The organism is Lelliottia jeotgali, from assembly GCF_977070485.1.
Window position 1 is genome coordinate 1 of record NZ_CDRVFO010000017.1, and the last position, 18,434, is coordinate 18,434.

14 protein-coding genes are annotated in these 18,434 nt (G+C 63.1%); 7 read left to right on the forward strand and 7 right to left on the reverse strand.

Translation table 11 applies throughout. The features are described 5' to 3' along the window. Nucleotides 1–20: 20 nt before the first annotated feature. The 4 genes from ACW4TB_RS21735 to ACW4TB_RS21750 form a co-directional block, all read right to left on the reverse strand. Nucleotides 21–956 (reverse strand): AEC family transporter, encoded by a 936-nt coding sequence (locus tag ACW4TB_RS21735; RefSeq protein WP_012315654.1) that lies wholly within the window; start codon nt 954–956, stop codon nt 21–23. Nucleotide 957: 1 nt separating this feature from the next. Next, a complete protein-coding gene (locus tag ACW4TB_RS21740; protein ID WP_012315655.1) occupies nt 958–1,833 on the reverse strand; it encodes a carboxylate/amino acid/amine transporter in 876 nt (291 codons plus the stop codon). 188 nt (nt 1,834–2,021) lie between these two features. Further along, nucleotides 2,022–2,621, reverse strand: coding sequence for an FMN-dependent NADH-azoreductase (locus ACW4TB_RS21745; RefSeq protein WP_012315656.1), 600 nt, complete (start codon nt 2,619–2,621; stop codon nt 2,022–2,024). A 109-nt stretch (nt 2,622–2,730) separates the two neighbouring features. After that, on the reverse strand, nt 2,731–3,045 hold the full coding sequence (locus tag ACW4TB_RS21750; RefSeq protein ID WP_279930764.1) for a 3-phosphoglycerate kinase: 315 nt from the start codon (nt 3,043–3,045) through the stop codon (nt 2,731–2,733). Nucleotides 3,046–3,093: 48 nt separating this feature from the next. Between ACW4TB_RS21750 and ACW4TB_RS21755 the strand changes: the two genes are divergently transcribed. The 4 genes from ACW4TB_RS21755 (at nt 3,094) to ACW4TB_RS21770 (ending at nt 7,290) form a co-directional block, all read left to right on the forward strand. Next, nucleotides 3,094–4,017, forward strand: a complete 924-nt coding sequence (locus ACW4TB_RS21755; RefSeq protein WP_012315658.1) for a LysR family transcriptional regulator — start codon at nt 3,094–3,096, stop codon at nt 4,015–4,017. A gap of 13 nt (nt 4,018–4,030) precedes the next feature. Beyond that, nucleotides 4,031–4,843, forward strand: coding sequence for an alpha/beta fold hydrolase (locus tag ACW4TB_RS21760; RefSeq protein ID WP_012315659.1), 813 nt, complete (start codon nt 4,031–4,033; stop codon nt 4,841–4,843). Then, nucleotides 4,837–5,394 (forward strand): peptidylprolyl isomerase, encoded by a 558-nt coding sequence (locus ACW4TB_RS21765; protein WP_279930767.1) that lies wholly within the window; start codon nt 4,837–4,839, stop codon nt 5,392–5,394. The genes ACW4TB_RS21760 and ACW4TB_RS21765 overlap by 7 nt, the downstream gene beginning before the upstream one ends. A gap of 63 nt (nt 5,395–5,457) precedes the next feature. Continuing rightward, nucleotides 5,458–7,290 carry an ABC transporter ATP-binding protein gene (locus ACW4TB_RS21770; protein ID WP_012315661.1) on the forward strand — a complete coding sequence of 611 codons (1,833 nt, stop codon included), beginning with the start codon at nt 5,458–5,460 and terminating at the stop codon, nt 7,288–7,290. 13 nt (nt 7,291–7,303) lie between these two features. Here the strand turns inward: ACW4TB_RS21770 and ACW4TB_RS21775 are convergent, their stop codons facing one another. Next, nucleotides 7,304–8,431, reverse strand: coding sequence for a GNAT family N-acetyltransferase (locus ACW4TB_RS21775; protein WP_012315662.1), 1,128 nt, complete (start codon nt 8,429–8,431; stop codon nt 7,304–7,306). Between the two features lie 261 nt (nt 8,432–8,692). On the opposite strand from ACW4TB_RS21775, the gene ACW4TB_RS21780 reads away from it, so the two are divergent. Further along, the gene (locus tag ACW4TB_RS21780; RefSeq protein WP_012315663.1) at nt 8,693–9,937 is read left to right on the forward strand and encodes a putative porin; all 1,245 of its coding nucleotides are present in this window, start codon (nt 8,693–8,695) and stop codon (nt 9,935–9,937) included. 128 nt (nt 9,938–10,065) lie between these two features. On the opposite strand, the gene ACW4TB_RS21785 is transcribed toward ACW4TB_RS21780, so the two are convergent. Together ACW4TB_RS21785 and hrpA are read right to left on the reverse strand one after the other, a co-directional pair. After that, nucleotides 10,066–11,187 (reverse strand): beta-ketoacyl-ACP synthase III, encoded by a 1,122-nt coding sequence (locus ACW4TB_RS21785; protein WP_012315664.1) that lies wholly within the window; start codon nt 11,185–11,187, stop codon nt 10,066–10,068. Nucleotides 11,188–11,332: 145 nt separating this feature from the next. Further along, nucleotides 11,333–15,238 (reverse strand): ATP-dependent RNA helicase HrpA, encoded by a 3,906-nt coding sequence (gene hrpA, locus ACW4TB_RS21790; protein WP_254466267.1) that lies wholly within the window; start codon nt 15,236–15,238, stop codon nt 11,333–11,335. A 432-nt stretch (nt 15,239–15,670) separates the two neighbouring features. Here hrpA and ACW4TB_RS21795 point away from each other — a divergent pair, with 432 nt between their 5' ends. Both ACW4TB_RS21795 and ACW4TB_RS21800 read left to right on the forward strand, forming a co-directional pair. After that, nucleotides 15,671–17,035 carry a glutamine synthetase family protein gene (locus tag ACW4TB_RS21795; protein ID WP_254466268.1) on the forward strand — a complete coding sequence of 455 codons (1,365 nt, stop codon included), beginning with the start codon at nt 15,671–15,673 and terminating at the stop codon, nt 17,033–17,035. Between the two features lie 30 nt (nt 17,036–17,065). Next, complete coding sequence (locus ACW4TB_RS21800) at nt 17,066–18,373, forward strand: NAD(P)/FAD-dependent oxidoreductase (RefSeq protein ID WP_279930774.1); 1,308 nt, start codon at nt 17,066–17,068, stop codon at nt 18,371–18,373. The last annotated feature ends 61 nt before the right edge of the window (nt 18,374–18,434 follow it).

An 18,434-nucleotide genomic window follows, 5' to 3' on the forward strand; every position in this document is an offset into this window, starting at 1 on the left:
GGCTGCGCAGCAGCCCCAAATCACCCCGCATAACCCAGCAGGTACAACAACCCGGTCAAGGTGACTAAGGAAGCCACTGTCGACAACAGTATCGTCCGCGATATCAGCCCCGCTTCCCGGTTGTAATACTCCGCCAGCATGAATGGCCCGGTCCCAGTCGGCAGCGCCGCCAGCAGTACCGCTGAAGCAGCCCACATGTTCGGCAGGCTGAATACCTTGAACGCCAACACCCAAGTCAGCGCTGGCTGCCCTACCAGCTTCATCGCAACCAGTGGCCATGGGCTGGCCTGAGCGCCGCTGCGTTTCTCTGCCAGAAACGCCCCCAGCGAAATCAATGCACACGGCGTGGTGGCCAAGGCCAGCATGTCGAGAAAATGCATCACCGGCTCCGCCAACCCCAACCCGGACATTGCCCAAGCGGCCCCAGCCACGGGCGAAATCACCAAGGGGTTCTTCGCCAGCGCCTTGCACACCACCCACATGGCGCGGCCGATCCGCTTCTCTTCCTGTAGGCCAATTTCGATCAGCGTCAGCGATATCGCGAACACCAGGCAGACCACGATCAACGAAGAAATCAACGCAGGCTGCAGTCCGGCCTGACCGAACAGCAGCAAACACAGCGGGATGCCGATATAGCCGGTGTTGGCATACCCCGCGCTGAGCCCGTCGATACTGGCCGCGACCAGCCCGTGGCCGCTGAACAGACGCCAGGCCAGCGTGGCCACGAACATCGCCAGCGCCCCTGCGCCAAAGGCCACGATGAACCCTGGATGCCATACCTCGCTCCAGGTTGCGGTGGCTGTGACCTTGAACAGCAGGGCCGGCAGGCACAGCCAGACCACCATCTTGTTGATCTCGGCCGCTGCCTTGTCGCCAAGCTTGTTGGTCCGGCGGCAAAGATAACCGACCAGGATCAACGCAAAGATCGGCGCGACGATGACCAGGATGGTGTGCATGTCAGGCCCTGCGCACCAGCGGTGCCTCCGTGCGGCTGCCCAGGCGGCTCAGCCATACGGAGCCCAGGATGATCGCGCCACCGATGAGCAAGCGCCCCAATGGCTCGTGCTGGTTCCAGATCAGCAGGTTGAGCAGCAGCCCCACCGGCACGTGCAGGTTGTTCATCACCGCCAGCGTAGCGCCGGACACCATGCAGGCCCCCTTGTTCCACCAGTACAAGCCCAGTGCCGTCGGGCACAGCCCGAGGAACAGCAGCACCAGCCATTGCACGTCGGTGCTCGGCAAATGCTGGGTGTTGCCAAACAGCAGGAAGGCCGGCAGCACGACGATCAACGCCCCTAGGTAGAAGTAGCCGAAACGCTTGTAATGCGGCAGGTCGCTGGGGTGGCGGGCAACCAGATGGCGGTATAGCACCTGGCCGGCAGCGTAGGTGAAGTTGGCTAGCTGCAGCAGCAGGAAGCCGATGAAGAAGTCGCCACTGATGCTGTCGAAGCGGATCACCGCCGCACCTGCAACCGCCACCAGGGCGGCGAGCAAGGCCCAAGGATTGAAACGGCGGTTCAGCGCATCCTCGATCAGGGTCACGTGCAGTGGCGTAAGGATCGTGAACAGCAGCACCTCCGGCACGGTCAGCACGCGGAAACTCAGGTACAGGCAGACATAGGTGATGCCGTACTGCAACGCACCGATCAGCAGCATCGAGCGCATGAAGCGCGGCTCGACCTGGCGCCAGCGGGTCAGCGGCAAGAAAACCAGGCCCGCCAGCACCACGCGTGCGAGCACGGCAAAGTAGCTGTCGACGTGCCCGGCCAGGTACTCGCCGATCAGGCTGAAGGAAAACGCCTGGATCAGCGCGACGATTATCAGGTAGCCCATGGTTGCCTCTCGTAAATCAAGGCCGCGACCTTAGCGGGTTGCGACCGATGTGTTCAACCATGCGCTATGTGGGGGCTGCGCATTTCATGGGCGGGAGTGATTCACACACAAAAAAGCCCGGCCATCGAGGCCGGGCAGGTACACCCAAAGGAGCAAACAAGGTGTCAGGGTTGGGAATTCGTTGACGCTCAGGCCACCGCAGCCAGCTTGGCCTTGGCCTGGTTGATGCCTTTCTCGTGGAAGTCACCGCTCATGTTCAGGCCTTCGGCATGGATGAAGTTCACATCGTGAATACCGATGAATGCCATCACCTGGCGCAGGTACGGCTCCTGATGGTCGCTGGTGGCGCCGGCGTGGATGCCGCCGCGGGCTGTCAGGACAATGGCGCGCTTGCCGGTCAGCAGGCCTTGCGGGCCGGTCGGGGTGTACTTGAAGGTGATGCCGGCACGCAATACGTGGTCAAGCCAGGCCTTGAGCGTGCTGGGGATGGTGAAGTTGTACATTGGTGCAGCCATCACCAGCACGTCGGCCGCCAGCAGCTCATCTGTCAGCTCGTTGGAACGGGCCAAGGCGTCCAGTTCAGCGGCATTGCGCTGCTCTTCAGGCTTCATCCAGCCACCGAGCAGGTTGCCGTCCAGGTGCGGCACCGGGGTCACCGCCAGATCGCGCACGGTAATCTCGTCGGCAGGGTGCGCTGCTTGCCAGTGTTCGATGAAGTCACGGGTCAGTTGACGGGAAACGGAATCCTGCTGGCGGGCGCTGCTTTCGATGATCAGTACGCGGGACATGGGTGCCTCCATCGGCAAAATGGGTTGCGATTCGATGGAGGTGAGATTAAGGCTTGACCTATCGATAAAAAAGCGTAAAAAGTGGGTGCAATCTATCGATTAATCAGTTTTATTCCGCTTTGCAGTTCACTGCGATACGTAGCTTGATGATCTGCCGGTTGAACTTGGCCGTGACATCCACACTTTTGCCCGCCGGCACATTCACCCGGCGTACCCGTGGCGCCTCCGGGCCGTTGCGGAACGTCACCTTGCAGGCCGCCGGCACTTGCCCATAGTTGTTCAGGGTGATGGCTCCGATGTCGTACGCGGTGTCGTAGGCGGTGTAGTCCAGCTTGACCCCGGCCAGTTCCTTCTCCACGTCGATGGGGTAAGCCATGGCCCCGAGGGGCAGGCACATCAGTATTGCCACACAACATTTCTTCATGGGGCGCTCTCCTTGAAAGAGCGCAGCTTAGGTCAACAGGAGCCAAAGATGAAAGCGCCGCGCGTAACCCTGGATCAGTGGCGAACCTTGCAGGCAGTGGTCGATCACGGCGGGTTTGCCCAGGCAGCCGAAGCTCTGCACCGCTCGCAGTCATCGGTCAGTTACACGGTGGCGCGCATGCAAGAGCAGCTCGGCGTGCCACTGCTACGCATCGATGGCCGCAAAGCCGTGCTGACCGAGGCGGGCAACGTGCTGCTGCGCCGCTCCCGGCACCTGGTCAAGCAGGCCAGCCAGCTTGAAGACCTGGCTCACCACATGGAGCAAGGCTGGGAAGCCGAGGTACGTGTAGTGGTGGATGCCGCCTACCCCAGTGCCCGCCTGGTACGTGCCCTGGCCGCGTTCATGCCGCAGAGCCGCGGTTGCCGGGTGCGCCTGCGCGAGGAGGTGCTGTCCGGCGTCGAGGAGGTGATGCATGAAGGTATCGCCGACCTTGCCATCAGCAGCTACAGCATTGGCGGCTATCTGGGCACCGAACTCAGTGCCGTGGAGTTCGTGGCTGTCGCCCACCCCGAGCACAGCCTGCACCGCCTGGGCCGGGAGATCACGTTCCAGGACCTGGAAAGCCAGTTGCAAGTGGTAATCCGCGACTCCGGCCGCGCCCAACCCCGCGATGTCGGCTGGCTCGGCGCTGAACAGCGCTGGACAGTCGGCAGCCTGGGGACCGCCACGACCTTCGTCAGCAGCGGGCTGGGCTTTGCTTGGCTGCCGCGGCACATGATCGATCGTGAACTGCGCGAAGGCGTGCTCAAGCCGCTGCCACTGGACCAGGGTGGCAGCCGTCATCCACTGTTCTACCTTTATTCGAGCAAAGAGAAGACCTTGGGCCCGGCCACGCAGATTCTCATCGACCTGCTGCGCAATTTCGACACCGCGCCACTGGACGTGCCCTTCGCAGCCCCCCCGCAAGCCTGAGAGAACCGCGCCCATGGCCTATTTCGAACATGAAGGATGCTCGCTGCATTATCAGGAATACGGCCAGGGTGAACCCCTGGTACTGCTGCACGGCCTGGGCTCCAGCAGCCAGGACTGGGAGCTGCAGGTACCCGCGCTCAGCCGCCATTACCGGGTGATCCTCATGGACATCCGGGGCCACGGCCGCTCCGACAAGCCCAATGATGGCTACCAGATCGCCACATTCAGCGAAGACCTGCTGGCCCTGCTCGAACACCTGCAGACCGGCCCGGTGCACTTCGTGGGGCTGTCGATGGGCGGCATGGTCGGGTTTCAATTCGCCGTCGACCATCCGCAGTGGCTGCGCAGCCTGTGCATCGTCAACAGCGCCCCCGAGGTCAAGCGCCGCACGCGCAACGACTGGGTCTGGTGGGCCAAGCGCTGGGGCCTGGCACGCATCCTGAGTGTCGAGACTGTCGGCAAGGGCCTGGCCCAGCGCCTGTTCCCCAAACCGGAGCAAGCCGACTTGCGCCAGAAGATGGCGCAACGGTGGGCGCGCAACGACAAACGCGCCTACCTCAAGAGTTTTGACGCCATCGTGGATTGGGGCGTGCAGGAACGCATCGGCCAGATACACTGTCCCACGCTGGTGGTCGCTGCCGACCACGATTACACCCCGGTACAACTCAAAGAGCGCTACGTTGCCCTGATGCCGCAGGCAAGGCTGGTAGTCATCGATGATTCCCGGCACGCTACACCTCTCGATCAACCCGAAGTCTTCAACCAGACTTTGCTGCAGTTCCTCGCAGCCGCTTCCACCTCTCAAGGATCTTTGAGCCCATGCTGAAAAAACTTCTGCTCACCGCCTGCTCGGTCGCCTTTGCCACCACCGTCATGGCCTCCGACAAGACCCCTCACGTAGTGCTCGACACCAGCTTCGGCCAGGTCGAAATCGAGCTCGATGCCGAGAAGGCGCCGGTCAGTACCAAGAATTTCCTCGAATACGTCGACAGCGGTTTCTACAACAACACCATTTTTCACCGTGTGATCCCGGGCTTCATGGTCCAGGGCGGCGGGTTCACCGAGCAGATGGTGCAAAAGCCGACGCGTGACCCGATCCGCAACGAAGCCGGCAACGGTCTGCAGAACACCCGTGGCACCCTGTCGATGGCACGCACCTCCGACCCGAACTCGGCCACCAGCCAGTTCTTCATCAACGTGGCCGACAACGACTTCCTGAACCCGGGCCGTGACCGTGGTTATGCGGTGTTCGGCAAAGTGACCAAGGGCATGGAGGTGGTCGACCAGATCGTCAACTCGCCCACTACCGTCAAGAAAGGCATGCGCGATGTGCCGGCCGATCCGGTGTTCATCAAGTCCGCCAAACGCATCGACTGACTGCAGGCTTCACAAGGACGTGAAACCGCCTGAGGGTCGGGTTGAACAGGAGTGTTGTCACCCATGCTGTACCGCCGTTTCGAGCAACTGATCGACATTTTCCGCGACGCGCCCAGCGAGTCGCCGCCCACCCAGGTGTGGCCCTTCTACCTTTACTACCTTCGCCAGGTGTGGCCGAGTTTTCTCGCCCTGCTGGTGGTCGGGCTGGTTGCCTCGCTGATCGAGGTGGCGATGTTCAGCTACCTGAGCCGCATCATCGACCTGGCCCAGGGCACGCCCAATGCCAACTTCTTCAGCGAGCACAGCGGTGAGCTGATCTGGATGCTGGTGGTGATCCTGCTGCTACGGCCGGTCTTCTTTGGCCTGCATGACCTGCTGGTGCACCAGACCATCAACCCGGGCATGACCAGCCTGATCCGCTGGCAAAACCACACGTATGTGCTCAAGCAGAGCCTTAACTTCTTCCAGAGCGACTTTGCCGGGCGTATCGCCCAGCGCATCATGCAGACTGGCAACTCCCTGCGCGACTCGGCAGTACAGGCGGTGGATGCGTTGTGGCATGTACTGATCTATGCGATCACCTCGCTGGTGCTGTTCGCCGAGGCTGACTGGCGCCTGATGCTGCCATTACTGGTCTGGATTGCCAGCTATGTCGCCGCGCTGTTCTACTTCGTGCCGCGGGTCAAGGAGCGCTCGGTGATCTCCTCCGATGCCCGCTCCAAGCTGATGGGGCGCATCGTCGACGGCTACACCAACATCGCCACCCTCAAGCTGTTCGCCCATACCGATTACGAGCAACAGTACGCCCGCGAAGCGATCCGCGAGCAGACCGAAAAGACCCAGCTGGCGTCGCGAGTGATCACCAGCATGGACGTGGTCATCACCAGCCTCAACGGTTTGCTGGTGGTCGCCACCACCGGCCTGGCCCTGTGGCTGTGGAGCCAGTCGCTGATTACCGTCGGCGCCATCGCCCTGGCCACCGGGCTGGTGATCCGTATCGTCAACATGTCGGGCTGGATCATGTGGGTGGTCAACGGCATCTTCGAGAACATCGGCATGGTGCAGGACGGCCTGCAGACCATCGCCCAGCCTGTCACCGTCACCGACAAGCCCAAAGCAGCGCCGCTGAAAGTGACCCGTGGCGCGGTGCGTTTCGATAACGTCGACTTCCACTACGGCAAGGCCCGCAACGTCATCGACGGGCTGAACCTGGACATCCGCCCGGGCGAAAAGATCGGCCTGATCGGCCCCTCCGGCGCTGGCAAGTCGACCCTGGTCAACCTGCTGCTGCGCCTTTACGACGTGCAGGGCGGGCGTATCCTGATCGACGGGCAGGACATCGCCGAGGTGAGCCAGGCCAGCCTGCGGGCGCAGATCGGTATGATCACCCAGGACACCTCACTGCTGCATCGCTCGATCCGCGACAACCTGTTGTACGGGCGCCCTGATGCCAGCGAGCAAGCGCTGCACGAGGCGGTGCGCCGGGCCCGTGCCGACGAATTCATTCCACAGTTGTCGGATGCCCAGGGCCGCACGGGCTTCGACGCGCACGTGGGCGAGCGTGGGGTCAAGCTCTCCGGTGGTCAGCGCCAGCGCATCGCGATAGCCAGGGTGCTGCTCAAGAACGCGCCCATCCTGATCATGGACGAGGCCACGTCAGCATTGGACTCCGAGGTCGAAGCGGCGATCCAGGAAAGCCTGGAAACCCTGATGCAAGGCAAGACGGTGATCGCCATCGCCCACCGCCTCTCCACCATTGCGCGGATGGACCGCCTGGTGGTGCTGGACAAGGGGCATATCGTCGAAAGTGGCAGCCACAGTGAACTGCTGGCGCAACAAGGCTTGTATGCCAGGCTGTGGCATCACCAGACGGGCGGGTTCGTCGGGGTGGATTGAGGCCTGTCCGGTCTCAATCCCGGCGATAAGGCAACATCCCCCGCGCCTCTTCGGCATAGCCCATAACCCCTGCCCGCTCCTGCTGCAGGAAATCGTCCACCGCCCGGCGCAGCCCTGGGTGAAGCAGATAATGCCAGGAGCGTGTAAGCACCGGCTCGAAGCCACGAATCAGCTTGTGCTCGCCCTGCGCCCCAGCATCGAAGCGCTGCAAGCCTTCGGCAATCGCAAAGTCCATGCCTTGGTAGAAGCAGGTTTCGAAGTGCAGCCGGTCGAACTCATCCAGGCAGCCCCAGTACCTCCCAAACAGGCTGTCGCCACCCACCAGGCTCAGGGCCATGGCGACATCGCGACCGCCTTGACGCGCCATCACGACCCTTAGGGCCTCGGGCATGCGCTGCGCCAGCAGGCTAAAGAATTCGCGGGTCAGATAGGGCGTACGCCTGCGCACTGCGTAGGTATTGGCGTAGCAGAGGTAGACGAAATCCCATTGGGCCTCCTCCAGTTCCTCGCCACGGTACCAACGGAAGTCGATGCCCTGCCCTGCAACCTGCTCACGTTCCTTGCGCATCTGTTTGCGCTTGCGCGAACTCAAGCTGTCGAGAAAGTCCTGAAAGTCGCGGTAGCCACGGTTGCGCCAGTGGAACTGACATCCCAGGCGCTCCATCCAGCCCGGCAGGCCGGCCATCTGTGCATCCAGGCCTGGGTCGGTGAAGTTGATGTGAGCCCCGGATAGCCCGCCTTTGCCCAGATACTCAGGCAATGCCTGGAGCATGAGCAGGCCATCGGCCGGGTCAAGGCTGAGCAGGCGCGGCCCGCTGACCGGGCTGAACGGCACGGCGCCGAGCAGCTTGGGGTAATAGGCAATACCGGCGCGCTCGCAGGCGTCGGCCCAGCCATGATCGAACACGTACTCGCCGTACGAGTGCCACTTACGGTACGCCGGCAACAGCGCACGCACTTGCCCGTCACGCTCCAGCACCAGGTGTTCCGCCGCCCATCCGGTGGCTGGCACGACACTGCCGCTGTCCTCCATGGCGCTGAGGAACGCATGGCGCAGGAACGGTTGGCCGGCAGGCACCAGGGCGTCCCAGGTCGCGGCAGGCAGGTCACGCAGATGGGCAAGGCTGTAGAGGCTGGTCACGATGTCGACTCGCGGAGTGAGGGCATCAGTATCAGGGAATACCGGCCTCTCACTCAAATGCCGAATGCCGGCCCGATCCTTTCATTCTCAATTACTTAACGGCAGTGCCACCAAATAGACATTATTCTGTCATTCGCCCCCGCAATACTTGCGCCTGTTTTCCGGAACCCTAGAACCTGTCTATTCAGGCCCTTTCCGAAGACATGCCAACATGGGGGTGGACGCTGAGCCTCCCCAATATTTTTCAGTAGGGAGAACCTTATGCGTCTTGTTTCTACACTTACCGGAGTGAGCCTCACCGGCATGATGCTGGCTCTGAGTACTCCGGCCAGTGCGGCTGTCGACGCCAAGCTGCTCGAAATGCTCCGCGCCAATGGCTCGATCAACCAGGCGCAGTACAACGAACTGCAAGGTGACCTGGCAAAAGAAACCAAGGAAAAGGCCGACCAGAAAGCTCAGTCAGAACGCATGAGCTCCTTCGAACAGAAAGTGGCATGGGCCGCCAAGACCCAGGTCAAAGGCGACATACGTCTGCGCTACGAGGACGTCAACGTCGACGACCCGAACAGCAGCAGCGGCAACCAGGACCGCCAGCGCGTTCGCGCCCGCGTCGGTTTCTACAGCGAGATCAACCCGCAAGTCGACGCAGGCATCCGCATCGCCACCGGCAGCAGCGCAGACCGCCGTTCGACCAACCAGAGTTTCGATAACTACTTCGACAAAAAATCGCTGTGGGTCGACCAGGCCTACCTCGACTGGCACCCGACCGCAGTACCGAACCTGCACCTGATCGGCGGCAAGATGGCACAGCCTTGGGTGAGCATGGGTGACATCATCTGGGACGGCGACATCAACCCGGAAGGCGTTGCCGCCACCTACAAGACAGACCTCGGCGGCGCCGAAGTCTTCGCCAGCGCGGGCCAGTACACGCTCAAGGACAACGTGGACGGCGACGGCGTGCAGTACAAGCACGACGCCCAGGTCTACCACGGCCAGTTGGGCGCCAAGTTCGCCCCGGCCGATGTGCTCAAGCTCACTGTCGGCGCGAGCATCTATGGCTACGACAACGACAAGGAAGCGACCATCCTGCAGTCGTTCGGCAATACCACCAACGAGTTCAACCTGGTGGAAGGCTTCGGCCAGCTGGACTTCACCGGCCTCGCCATCCCGTTGTCGGCGTATGGCCAGTACGTGAAGAACACCGAAAGCACCGATGGCGAAGACCAGGCCTGGCTGGCTGGCCTGAAGACCAAAGTCGGCGCCTGGAGCCTGGATTACAACTACCGCGATGTTCAGCGCAACGCCGTGGTCAGCCTGTTCACCGACTCCGACTTCGGCAACGGTTACACCGGCTCGCGCGGCCACAAGTTCAAGGTCGGTTATGAAATCGACAAGAACTTCTCGCTGGGCGCCGCTTACCTGATGGCCAAGACCGACCTGTCGCAGTTGCCGAACAGCGATGCCGATGTCGACACGCTGCAGGTGGACCTGGAAGCCAAGTTCTAAGCTGCAACGCCTTAGCTTCACTCAAGGCGGGAAATGCCGACCCCATCCGGCATTTCCTGCCTTTTTTTGCCTGCGAGAAACGCACAGGCCCCACCGCCGGCAAGCCGGCGCAGGGCCTGTGCCAACTGTCAGCGTTTACGCAGGATCACACTACCAATCGAATAACCCGCACCAAACGAGCTCAACACGCCCAGCGAACCCTTGGCCAGGTCATCCTGGTAGAGGTGGAAGGCAATCACCGACCCTGCCGAGCTGGTGTTGGCATAACGGTCGAGAATGACCGGTGCATCTTCCTCAGCCACTTCACGCCCCAGCAGCTTCTTGACGATCAGGTGGTTCATGCTCAGGTTGGCCTGGTGCAGCCAGAAGCGCTTGACGTCGGAGGGCTGCAGATCGTTCTCGCCCAGGTGCTTGCCGATCAGCTCGGCGACCATCGGGCAGACTTCCTTGAATACCTTGCGGCCTTCCTGCACGAACAACTTGTCCCGCGTACCGACGCCCTCTTCCGCAGCACGGTTGAGGAAGCCGAAATTGTTGCGGATATTGTTGGAGAACGAGGTCTGCAACTTGGTACCGAGGATATCGAACTGGTGTGCCGAGGTGGCCTGGTCGGCACGCTCGACCAGCACGGCAGTGGCGGCGTCACCAAAAATGAAATGGCTGTCGCGGTCACGGAAGTTCAGATGCCCGGTGCAAATCTCCGGGCTGACCACCAGCAACGCACGGGCCTGGCCCAGTTGCACGCTGTTGGCTGCGGTCTGGATACCGAAAGTGGCCGAGGAGCAAGCCACGTTCATGTCGAAGGCGAAGCCCTGGATGCCCAGCGCCTGCTGCACTTCGATGGCGATGGCCGGGTACGGGCGCTGCAGGTTGGAGCAGGCGACGATCACACCGTCGACATCGGCAGGTGTGCGGCCGGCGCGCTCAAGCGCCTGACGGGCAGCGGCCACGCCCATCTCGCAAAGGATCGACTGCTCGTCATTGGAACGCTCCGGCAGGCGCGGCTTCATGCGCTGCGGGTCGAGAATGCCGGCCTTGTCCATGACGAAGCGGCTCTTGATGCCCGAGGCCTTCTCGATGAAGGCGGCGTCGGAGAGCGGCGCAGCTTCGACCTCGCCGCGCTCGATGGCGGCAGCGTTGTCGCGGTTGAACTGCTGCGACCAGGTGTTGAAGGATTCCACCAGTTCTTCGTTGGAAATGCTCTGGGCCGGGGTATACAGGCCGGTGCCGCTGATCACGACGTTATGCACGATCGTTCCTCTGGTCAAAGGCCATCGCCACAGGGCGCTGGCTGGAGTAATAGCACTTTAGTACCAAGTTCATGGCGCAGGTTGAACCCGCAAGGGGCCGCAATGCGCCCCCAAATTGCCTCAATATTGCCACAACTTGCGGGGTTTAGGCTTCCACCTGAGACCACTGTTTGCTGAGACGCTTGTCAGAAATCGGTACTTTCGTGCCCAATTGCTGGGCAAACAGCGACACCCGATATTCTTCCAGCAACCAGCGGTACAAGGTCAGCTGCTCGTCGCGCTTGCCCTCTTGGGCGTGCTTGTCGGCCCGGGCCTTGTACTGGGCCCAGAGGTTGGTCAGCTCGCCACTCCACACCCGGTCCTTCTGCACCTGGGTGCCGAGCTTCTCCAGGCGCAACTCCACCGCCCTGAGGTAGCGCGGCAGCTCCTTGAACCAGGCCGAAGGCGTCTCGCGCACGAAGCCCGGATACACCAGGTTGGCCAACTGCTGCTTGATGTCGTTCAGCGCCACCGCCTGGCTCAGGTCGATCTTGCCTTTGAAACGCTTCTGCAGGCCGTGCCACAGCTTGAGCACTTCCAGGGTCTGGCGGGCCAGGCGCTCGGCATGCTCGGCCCAGCTGCCGCGCTTACGCTCGGCAAGCCCGGCCAATGCTGCGCCATCGCGCGGTAGCGTGGCCTCACCTTCGAGGATGCAACTGTCGAGGCTGGCCAGCAGGATATCCTCCACCAGCGCCTCGACGCGGCCCAGTTCGCGGTACAGCAAGCCCAGTTCGGTCAGCCCCGGGAGCTTGCCGCGCAGGAACTTGGCAGGCTCGGCCAACTGCTGCAGCAACAGGCGCTGCAAGGCACGGCGATGCTGAAACTCGGCTTCGGCCTGGGTCGAGAAACGCCCCTCGCGCACGCTGCCGCTCTCTTCCACCAATGCCGGGTACACCGTCATCGACAGCCCGGCGATCTTCTGCTGGGCGGTCTGCTTCACTTCACTGAAGGCCTTGGCCTGCACCGGCTGCGCGCCCTTGTCGTCGCGCGGCACCGCCAGCGCTGCCTGGCTGGCGGCGGCAAAGCGTGCGGTCAACTCGGCCAGGTCGCGGCCCTCGCCGAGGAACTTGCCCTGGCCATCGACCACCTCGATATTCATGCGCAGATGCCCTTCGACCAGGCCTACCGACTCTGCCCAGGCCTCATCGGACACACGGGCACCGGTCATGCGCAACAGCTCCTGCCCCAAGGCCTGAGGCAAGGCCCCCTGGCCGAACGTCATGCGTGCCAGCGATGCCTTGACGAAATCCGGTACCGGCACGAAGTTCTTGCGCAGGGCCTTGGGCAGGTTGCGCACCAGCGCCACGCACTTGGCTTCGAGCAAGCCCGGCACCAGCCACTCCAGGCGCTCGCCTGGCAGGCTTGGCAACAGCGGCGCGGGCACCCTTACAGTCACGCCGTCGCGTGGGTGGCCTGGTTCGAAGTGGTAGCTCAGCGGCAGGCGCAGCTCGCCGACCTGCAGGCTGTCCGGGTATTGCGCCGCAGTGACTTCGCTGGCCTCACGGGCCAACACGTCTTCCTCACGCATGATCAGCAGGCTGGCATCCTTCTGGCTGCCCATGCGGTACCAGCTGTCGAAGGTCGCGGTCTGGTGGATCTCCGCTGGCAGGCGCGCTTCGTAGAAGGCGTAAAGGGTTTCTTCATCGGCAAGAATGTCGCGCCGGCGCGCCTTGGCTTCCAGCTCGTCGAGCTCTTCAAGCAGGCGCTTGTTGGCGGCCAGGCACTTGGCTCGCGACTGGATTTCGCCCCCAACCAGCCCTTCGCGTATGAACAGCTCACGCGAGGTAACCGGGTCGATCGGACCGTAATGCACTGGGCGGCGGCCGACCAGGATCAGCCCGTACAGGGTGATTTGCTCGTAGGCCACCACCTGCCCGCGCTTCTTCTCCCAGTGCGGTTCGAAGTGGTTCTTCTTGACCAGGTGAGTCGCCAGCGGCTCGATCCAGTCGGGCTCGATCTTGGCCACCATGCGCGCATACAACTTGGTGGTCTCCACCAGCTCGGCGGCCATGACCCACTGCGGGCGCTTGCGGCCAATGCCTGAAGACGGATGCACCCAGAAACGCCGCTGACGCGCGCCCTGGTAGTCGCCGTCTTCGGTCTTGTGGCCGATCTGGCTGAGCAGCCCGCTGAGGATGGCTTTGTGCATCTTCTGGTAGTCGGACGGATCTTTGTTCACCGTCAGTTGCAGGTCACGGCAGATCAGCGCCAACTGACGATGGGCGTCGCGCCATTCGCGAAGGCGCAAATAGTTGAGAAAATTCTTGCGGCACCAGTTGCGTAGCGGGTTGGCCGTCAGCGCCTGGCGCTGCTCCTCGAAGCCACGCCACAGGTTGACCAGTGCGGCAAAATCGGAATCCACATCCTTCCACTGCGCATGCGCCTGGTCAGCCGCCTGCTGACGCTCCGGCGGGCGCTCGCGCGGGTCCTGCACCGACAATGCACTGGTGACGATCAGCACTTCCTGCAGGCTGCCCTGACGGGCGCCTTCGAGCAGCATCCGGCCCAGCCGGGGGTCGATCGGCAAGCGCGCCAGCTGACGGCCCAGGGGCGTGAGCTGGTTCTCGCGGTTGACCGCCGACAGCTCCTGCAGCAGGTTGAAGCCGTCGCTGATGGCCTTGCCATCCGGCGGCTCGATGAACGGGAAGGCATCAATGGCGCCCAGCCGCAGGTGCAGCATCTGCAGGATCACCGCCGCCAGGTTGGTGCGCAGGATCTCGGGGTCGGTGAAGGCTGGCCGGCCGTTGAAGTCTTCTTCGCTGTAAAGGCGTATGCAAATGCCAGGCTCGACACGGCCGCAACGGCCCTTACGCTGGTTGGCGCTGGCCTGGGATACCGCTTCGATCGGCAAGCGCTGGACCTTGGCCCGGTAGCTGTAGCGGCTGATGCGGGCGGTACCGGTGTCGATTACATAGCGGATGCCTGGCACGGTCAGCGAGGTTTCCGCCACGTTGGTGGCCAGCACCACACGGCGGCCAGTGTGCGACTGGAAGATACGCTGCTGCTCGGCCGGAGACAGGCGCGCATACAGCGGCAGGATCTCGGTATGACGCAACTGGGCCTTACGCAGGATCTCGGCGGCATCGCGAATCTCGCGCTCGCCCGGCAGGAACACCAGCACGTCGCCGGGGCCCTTGCCCTCGCTGCGCTCGTGGTGGGCGATCTCATCGAGGGTGGCGAGGATCGCCTGGTCGACGGTGAGGTCGTCCTCGACCTGGTTGCCTTCTTCGTCCTGTTCACTGGTCAGCGGGCGATACCAAGTGTCCACCGGATAGGTACGGCCGGACACCTCGATGATCGGCGCACCATCGAAATGCTTGGAGAAGCGCTCCAGGTCGATGGTTGCCGAAGTGATGATCAGCTTCAGGTCCGGGCGGCGATGCAGCAGGGTCTTGAGGTAGCCGAGCAGGAAATCGATGTTCAGGCTGCGCTCGTGCGCCTCGTCGACGATGATCGTGTCGTAGCGCTCGAGGAAGCGGTCATGTTGGGTTTCGGCCAGCAAGATGCCGTCGGTCATCAGCTTGACCAAGGTGTTGGCGTCGCTCTGGTCCTCGAACCGTACCTGGTAACCGACCAGGGCGCCCAGCGGTGTACCAAGCTCTTCAGCCACACGGGCAGCAACGCTGCGCGCCGCAATCCGCCGTGGCTGGGTGTGGGCGATCAGGCCGTGGCTGCCGCGGCCCAGCTCCAGGCAGATCTTGGGTAGCTGGGTGGTCTTGCCCGAACCGGTCTCACCGGCAATCACCAGGACCTGGTTTTCGGCCAATGCCTTTTTGATCTCGTCACGCTTGGCGGCAATCGGCAAGCTGTCGTCGTAGCGGATGCGCGGCACACTGTGCTGGCGCGCGGTCACCTGGGCGCAAGACGCCTGGACCTTTTCCACCCACTGCGCGAGCTTGGCCTCGTCGGGGCGCTTGCGCAGCTCATGCAGTTGCCGGCGCAGGCGATGGCGGTCGGCGATCATGGCGTGGTCGAGGTTTTGCAGCAGTTTGTCGATGGCGTGGTCAGTCATGGGGCTTTTTAGTGATGCAGGTGAGCCTGCTTTTGCATGATCGGCATTCGAAGGATGCGCGATTGTCGCAGATTTGCCGGCTTTTTGCTGTCTGTACCGCCCCCCGCGAATGTTTAGCCGATACCAGAGTGAAGGTTGCCATTCACTGCTTTAATCAACCTGACGCCGCATGTGAGTATCCAACGCATGATCCCCTTCCAGCCCATCGCCCCGCCGCTGTCGCGCCCTTCGCTACCGAAGGCCCGCATCTGCGCCGGTGAAAATCCGCTGGTCCATGTGATCCTGGCCTTCTGGGCCCTCTGGCATTGCCGCCACGCCCGCCCACCGGACACTTCACTCGCGCATCTGACAAAGCCCGGCCACCTTTCGGCCGATTGACTCAGCCGGACCGCCGCCAAGCTGCGGTCCTGTATGCACACGAGCGAATCCCTCATGCACTTTGCACCTGTTGAACACGCCCGACGTTTCCTTGCCGAAAACCCCGATATCGAGCTGTTCGAACTGTTCATCCTCGACGCCAACGGCGTGCCGCGCGGCAAGCTGCTGCACCGCGACGAGCTGCTGGCGGTTTACCAGAGCGGCCGCCCGCTGCCCAGTACCATCCTGGGCCTGACCCTCAACGGCGATGACGTGGAAAACTCCGGGCTGGTCTGGGACGTCGGCGACATCGACTGCCGCGCCTACCCCTTGGAGGGCAGCCTGGTGCGCCTGCCGTGGCGCCGCGTGCCGACCGCCGCCGTGCAAGTCAGCATGCACCCCAGCGAAGGCCTGCCGGCCAGTGTCGCCGACCCGCGCCATGTGCTGTTGCGCACCATCGACGCGCTCAAGGCCGATGGCTACCACCCGGTAATGGCATGCGAGCTGGAGTTCTTCCTGCTCGACCAGCAGCGTGACGCCCAGGGCCGTCCGCAACCGGCTCTGGACAACGACGGCGGCCGCCCGCGCAGCACCCAGGTGTATGGCCTGCGTGAGCTGGAGCAGATAGAGCCGTTTCTCGCCGACCTTTACGCGGCCTGCAAAGCCCAGGGCATCCCGGCCCGCACGGCGATTTCGGAGTACGCCCCCGGCCAGGTGGAAATCACCCTGGAGCATGGCGATGCCCTGGAAGCGATGGACCAGGCCGTGCGCTACAAGCGCTTGGTCAAAGGCGTGGCGCACGCCCACGGCATGCAGGCGTGCTTCATGGCCAAACCTTTTGCGCAACTGGCCGGCACCGGCATGCACATGCACCTGAGCCTGGCCGACAGCGCCGGCAACAACCTGTTCGCCAGCGAAGACAAGGCCGGCACCCCGCTGCTACGCCAAGCGGTTGCCGGCATGCTGCGCCACCTGCGCGACTCGCTGCTGCTGTTCTGCCCCAACGCCAACTCGTTCCGTCGTTTCCAGGCCAACAGCTATGCACCGCTGGCGCCAACCTGGGGTGTCGACAACCGCACAGTCAGCTTGCGCGTGCCCGGCGGGCCGGCCAACAGCCGCCATGTCGAACACCGCATCTGTGGCGCCGACGCCAACCCGTACCTGGCCGCTGCGGCGATTCTCGCTGCCAGCCACCGCGGCATCCGCGAACAACTCGACCCGGGTGCTCCGGTCGAAGGCAACGGCTATGCCCAGGCCACCGAGCACCTGCCCACCGACTGGCTGACTGCCCTCGACGCACTGGAGCGTTCGGCGTGGGCACGCGAAGCACTCGGTGCGGACTTTCTCGGGGTGTACCTGAAGGTCAAGCGCGCCGAGTATCGCCAGTTCATGGCCGAAGTCAGCGAACAGGACTGGCGCTGGTACCTGCACCAGGCCTGAGCCTCACCCTATTCAAAATAAGGAACACCCATGAACGCAGCAGTGAACCACGGCCCGGCCCAGCGCGCGCCGTCCTACTACAGTGCCTCCCTCAACGACCACACGCAGTACCCGCAGCTCAAGGGCACCGTGCAGGTCGACGTAGCCATTATCGGCGGCGGTTTCACCGGCGTAGCCACCGCCGTGGAGCTGGCCGAGCGCGGCCTGAAGGTGGCGGTGGTGGAAACCAACCGCATCGGCTGGGGCGCCAGCGGCCGTAACGGCGGCCAGGTTACCGGCAGCCTCTCGGGCGACGAAGCCATGCGCACGCAGATGCGCGACCGCCTGGGCAGCGAAGTGGATGACTTCATCTGGCACCTGCGCTGGCGCGGGCACCAGATCATCGAGCAGCGGGTCGAGCGCTATGACATCGACTGTGACCTCAAGCGCGGCCACCTGCATGCAGCGATGAAACCGTCACACCTCAACGAGCTGCGCGCCTTCGAAGCCGAAGCGCAGCGCCGCGGCATGGGTGATCAGGTCCACATGCTCGACCGCAACGCGGTTGCCGAGCACCTGCAAAGCCCGTTGTACCTGGGTGCGCTGAAAAACCTGCGCAACCTGCACCTACACCCGCTCAACCTGTGCCTGGGCGAGGCGCGTGCAGCCCATGCACTGGGCGCGCTGATCTTCGAGAATTCCGAAGTGCTGGACATCGTGCACGGCCCGCGCCCTGCAGTGGTCACTGCCCAAGGCCGAATCGAAGCACGCCAGGTGATGCTGGCCGGCGACGTTTACCACAAACTGGAAAAGCGCCAGCTCAAGGGCAAGATCTTCCCCGCCATGGGTGGCATCGTAACCACCGCGCCGCTGGGTGAACTGGCCGAACAGATCAACCCCCAGGACCTGGCGGTGTACGACTGCCGTTTCGTCCTCGACTACTACCGCCTCACTGCCGACAAACGCCTGCTGTTCGGCGGCGGCGCCAACTATTCGGGCAAGGATTCACGTGATATCGCAGGTGAACTGCGCCCGTGCATCGAGCGCACCTTCCCGGCCCTCAAAGGGGTGCCGATCGAGTTCCAGTGGAGCTGCGCGATGGGTATCGTGGTCAACCGCATACCGCAGCTGGGCAAGCTTTCGGACAACGTCTGGTACTGCCAGGGCTATTCGGGGCACGGCATCGCCACCAGCCACATCATGGGCGAAATCATGGCCGAGGCGCTGACCGGGACACTGGAGAAGTTCGATACCTTTGCCGGGTGCAAGCACATCAAGGTGCCGATGGGGGACCTGCTGGGTAATCCGCTGTTGGCGGCGGGGATGTGGTACTACCAGATGCTGGAAAAACTGCGCTGATTGCGCTCCCCCTGTAGGAGCGGCCTCGTGTCGCGAAAGGGCCGCAAAGCGGCCCCAGATT

Bases quoted from the DNA above. Each gene is read 5' to 3' on its own strand.
- ACW4TB_RS21735 (WP_012315654.1), bottom strand. From the start codon at position 956: ATGCACACCATCCTGGTCATCGTCGCGCCGATCTTTGCGTTGATCCTG.
- ACW4TB_RS21740 (WP_012315655.1), bottom strand. From the start codon at position 1,833: ATGGGCTACCTGATAATCGTCGCGCTGATCCAGGCGTTTTCCTTCAGC.
- ACW4TB_RS21745 (WP_012315656.1), bottom strand. From the start codon at position 2,621: ATGTCCCGCGTACTGATCATCGAAAGCAGCGCCCGCCAGCAGGATTCC.
- ACW4TB_RS21750 (WP_279930764.1), bottom strand. From the start codon at position 3,045: ATGAAGAAATGTTGTGTGGCAATACTGATGTGCCTGCCCCTCGGGGCC.
- ACW4TB_RS21755 (WP_012315658.1), top strand. From the start codon at position 3,094: ATGAAAGCGCCGCGCGTAACCCTGGATCAGTGGCGAACCTTGCAGGCA.
- ACW4TB_RS21760 (WP_012315659.1), top strand. From the start codon at position 4,031: ATGGCCTATTTCGAACATGAAGGATGCTCGCTGCATTATCAGGAATAC.
- ACW4TB_RS21765 (WP_279930767.1), top strand. From the start codon at position 4,837: ATGCTGAAAAAACTTCTGCTCACCGCCTGCTCGGTCGCCTTTGCCACC.
- ACW4TB_RS21770 (WP_012315661.1), top strand. From the start codon at position 5,458: ATGCTGTACCGCCGTTTCGAGCAACTGATCGACATTTTCCGCGACGCG.
- ACW4TB_RS21780 (WP_012315663.1), top strand. From the start codon at position 8,693: ATGCGTCTTGTTTCTACACTTACCGGAGTGAGCCTCACCGGCATGATG.
- hrpA (WP_254466267.1), bottom strand. From the start codon at position 15,238: ATGACTGACCACGCCATCGACAAACTGCTGCAAAACCTCGACCACGCC.
- ACW4TB_RS21795 (WP_254466268.1), top strand. From the start codon at position 15,671: ATGCACTTTGCACCTGTTGAACACGCCCGACGTTTCCTTGCCGAAAAC.
- ACW4TB_RS21800 (WP_279930774.1), top strand. From the start codon at position 17,066: ATGAACGCAGCAGTGAACCACGGCCCGGCCCAGCGCGCGCCGTCCTAC.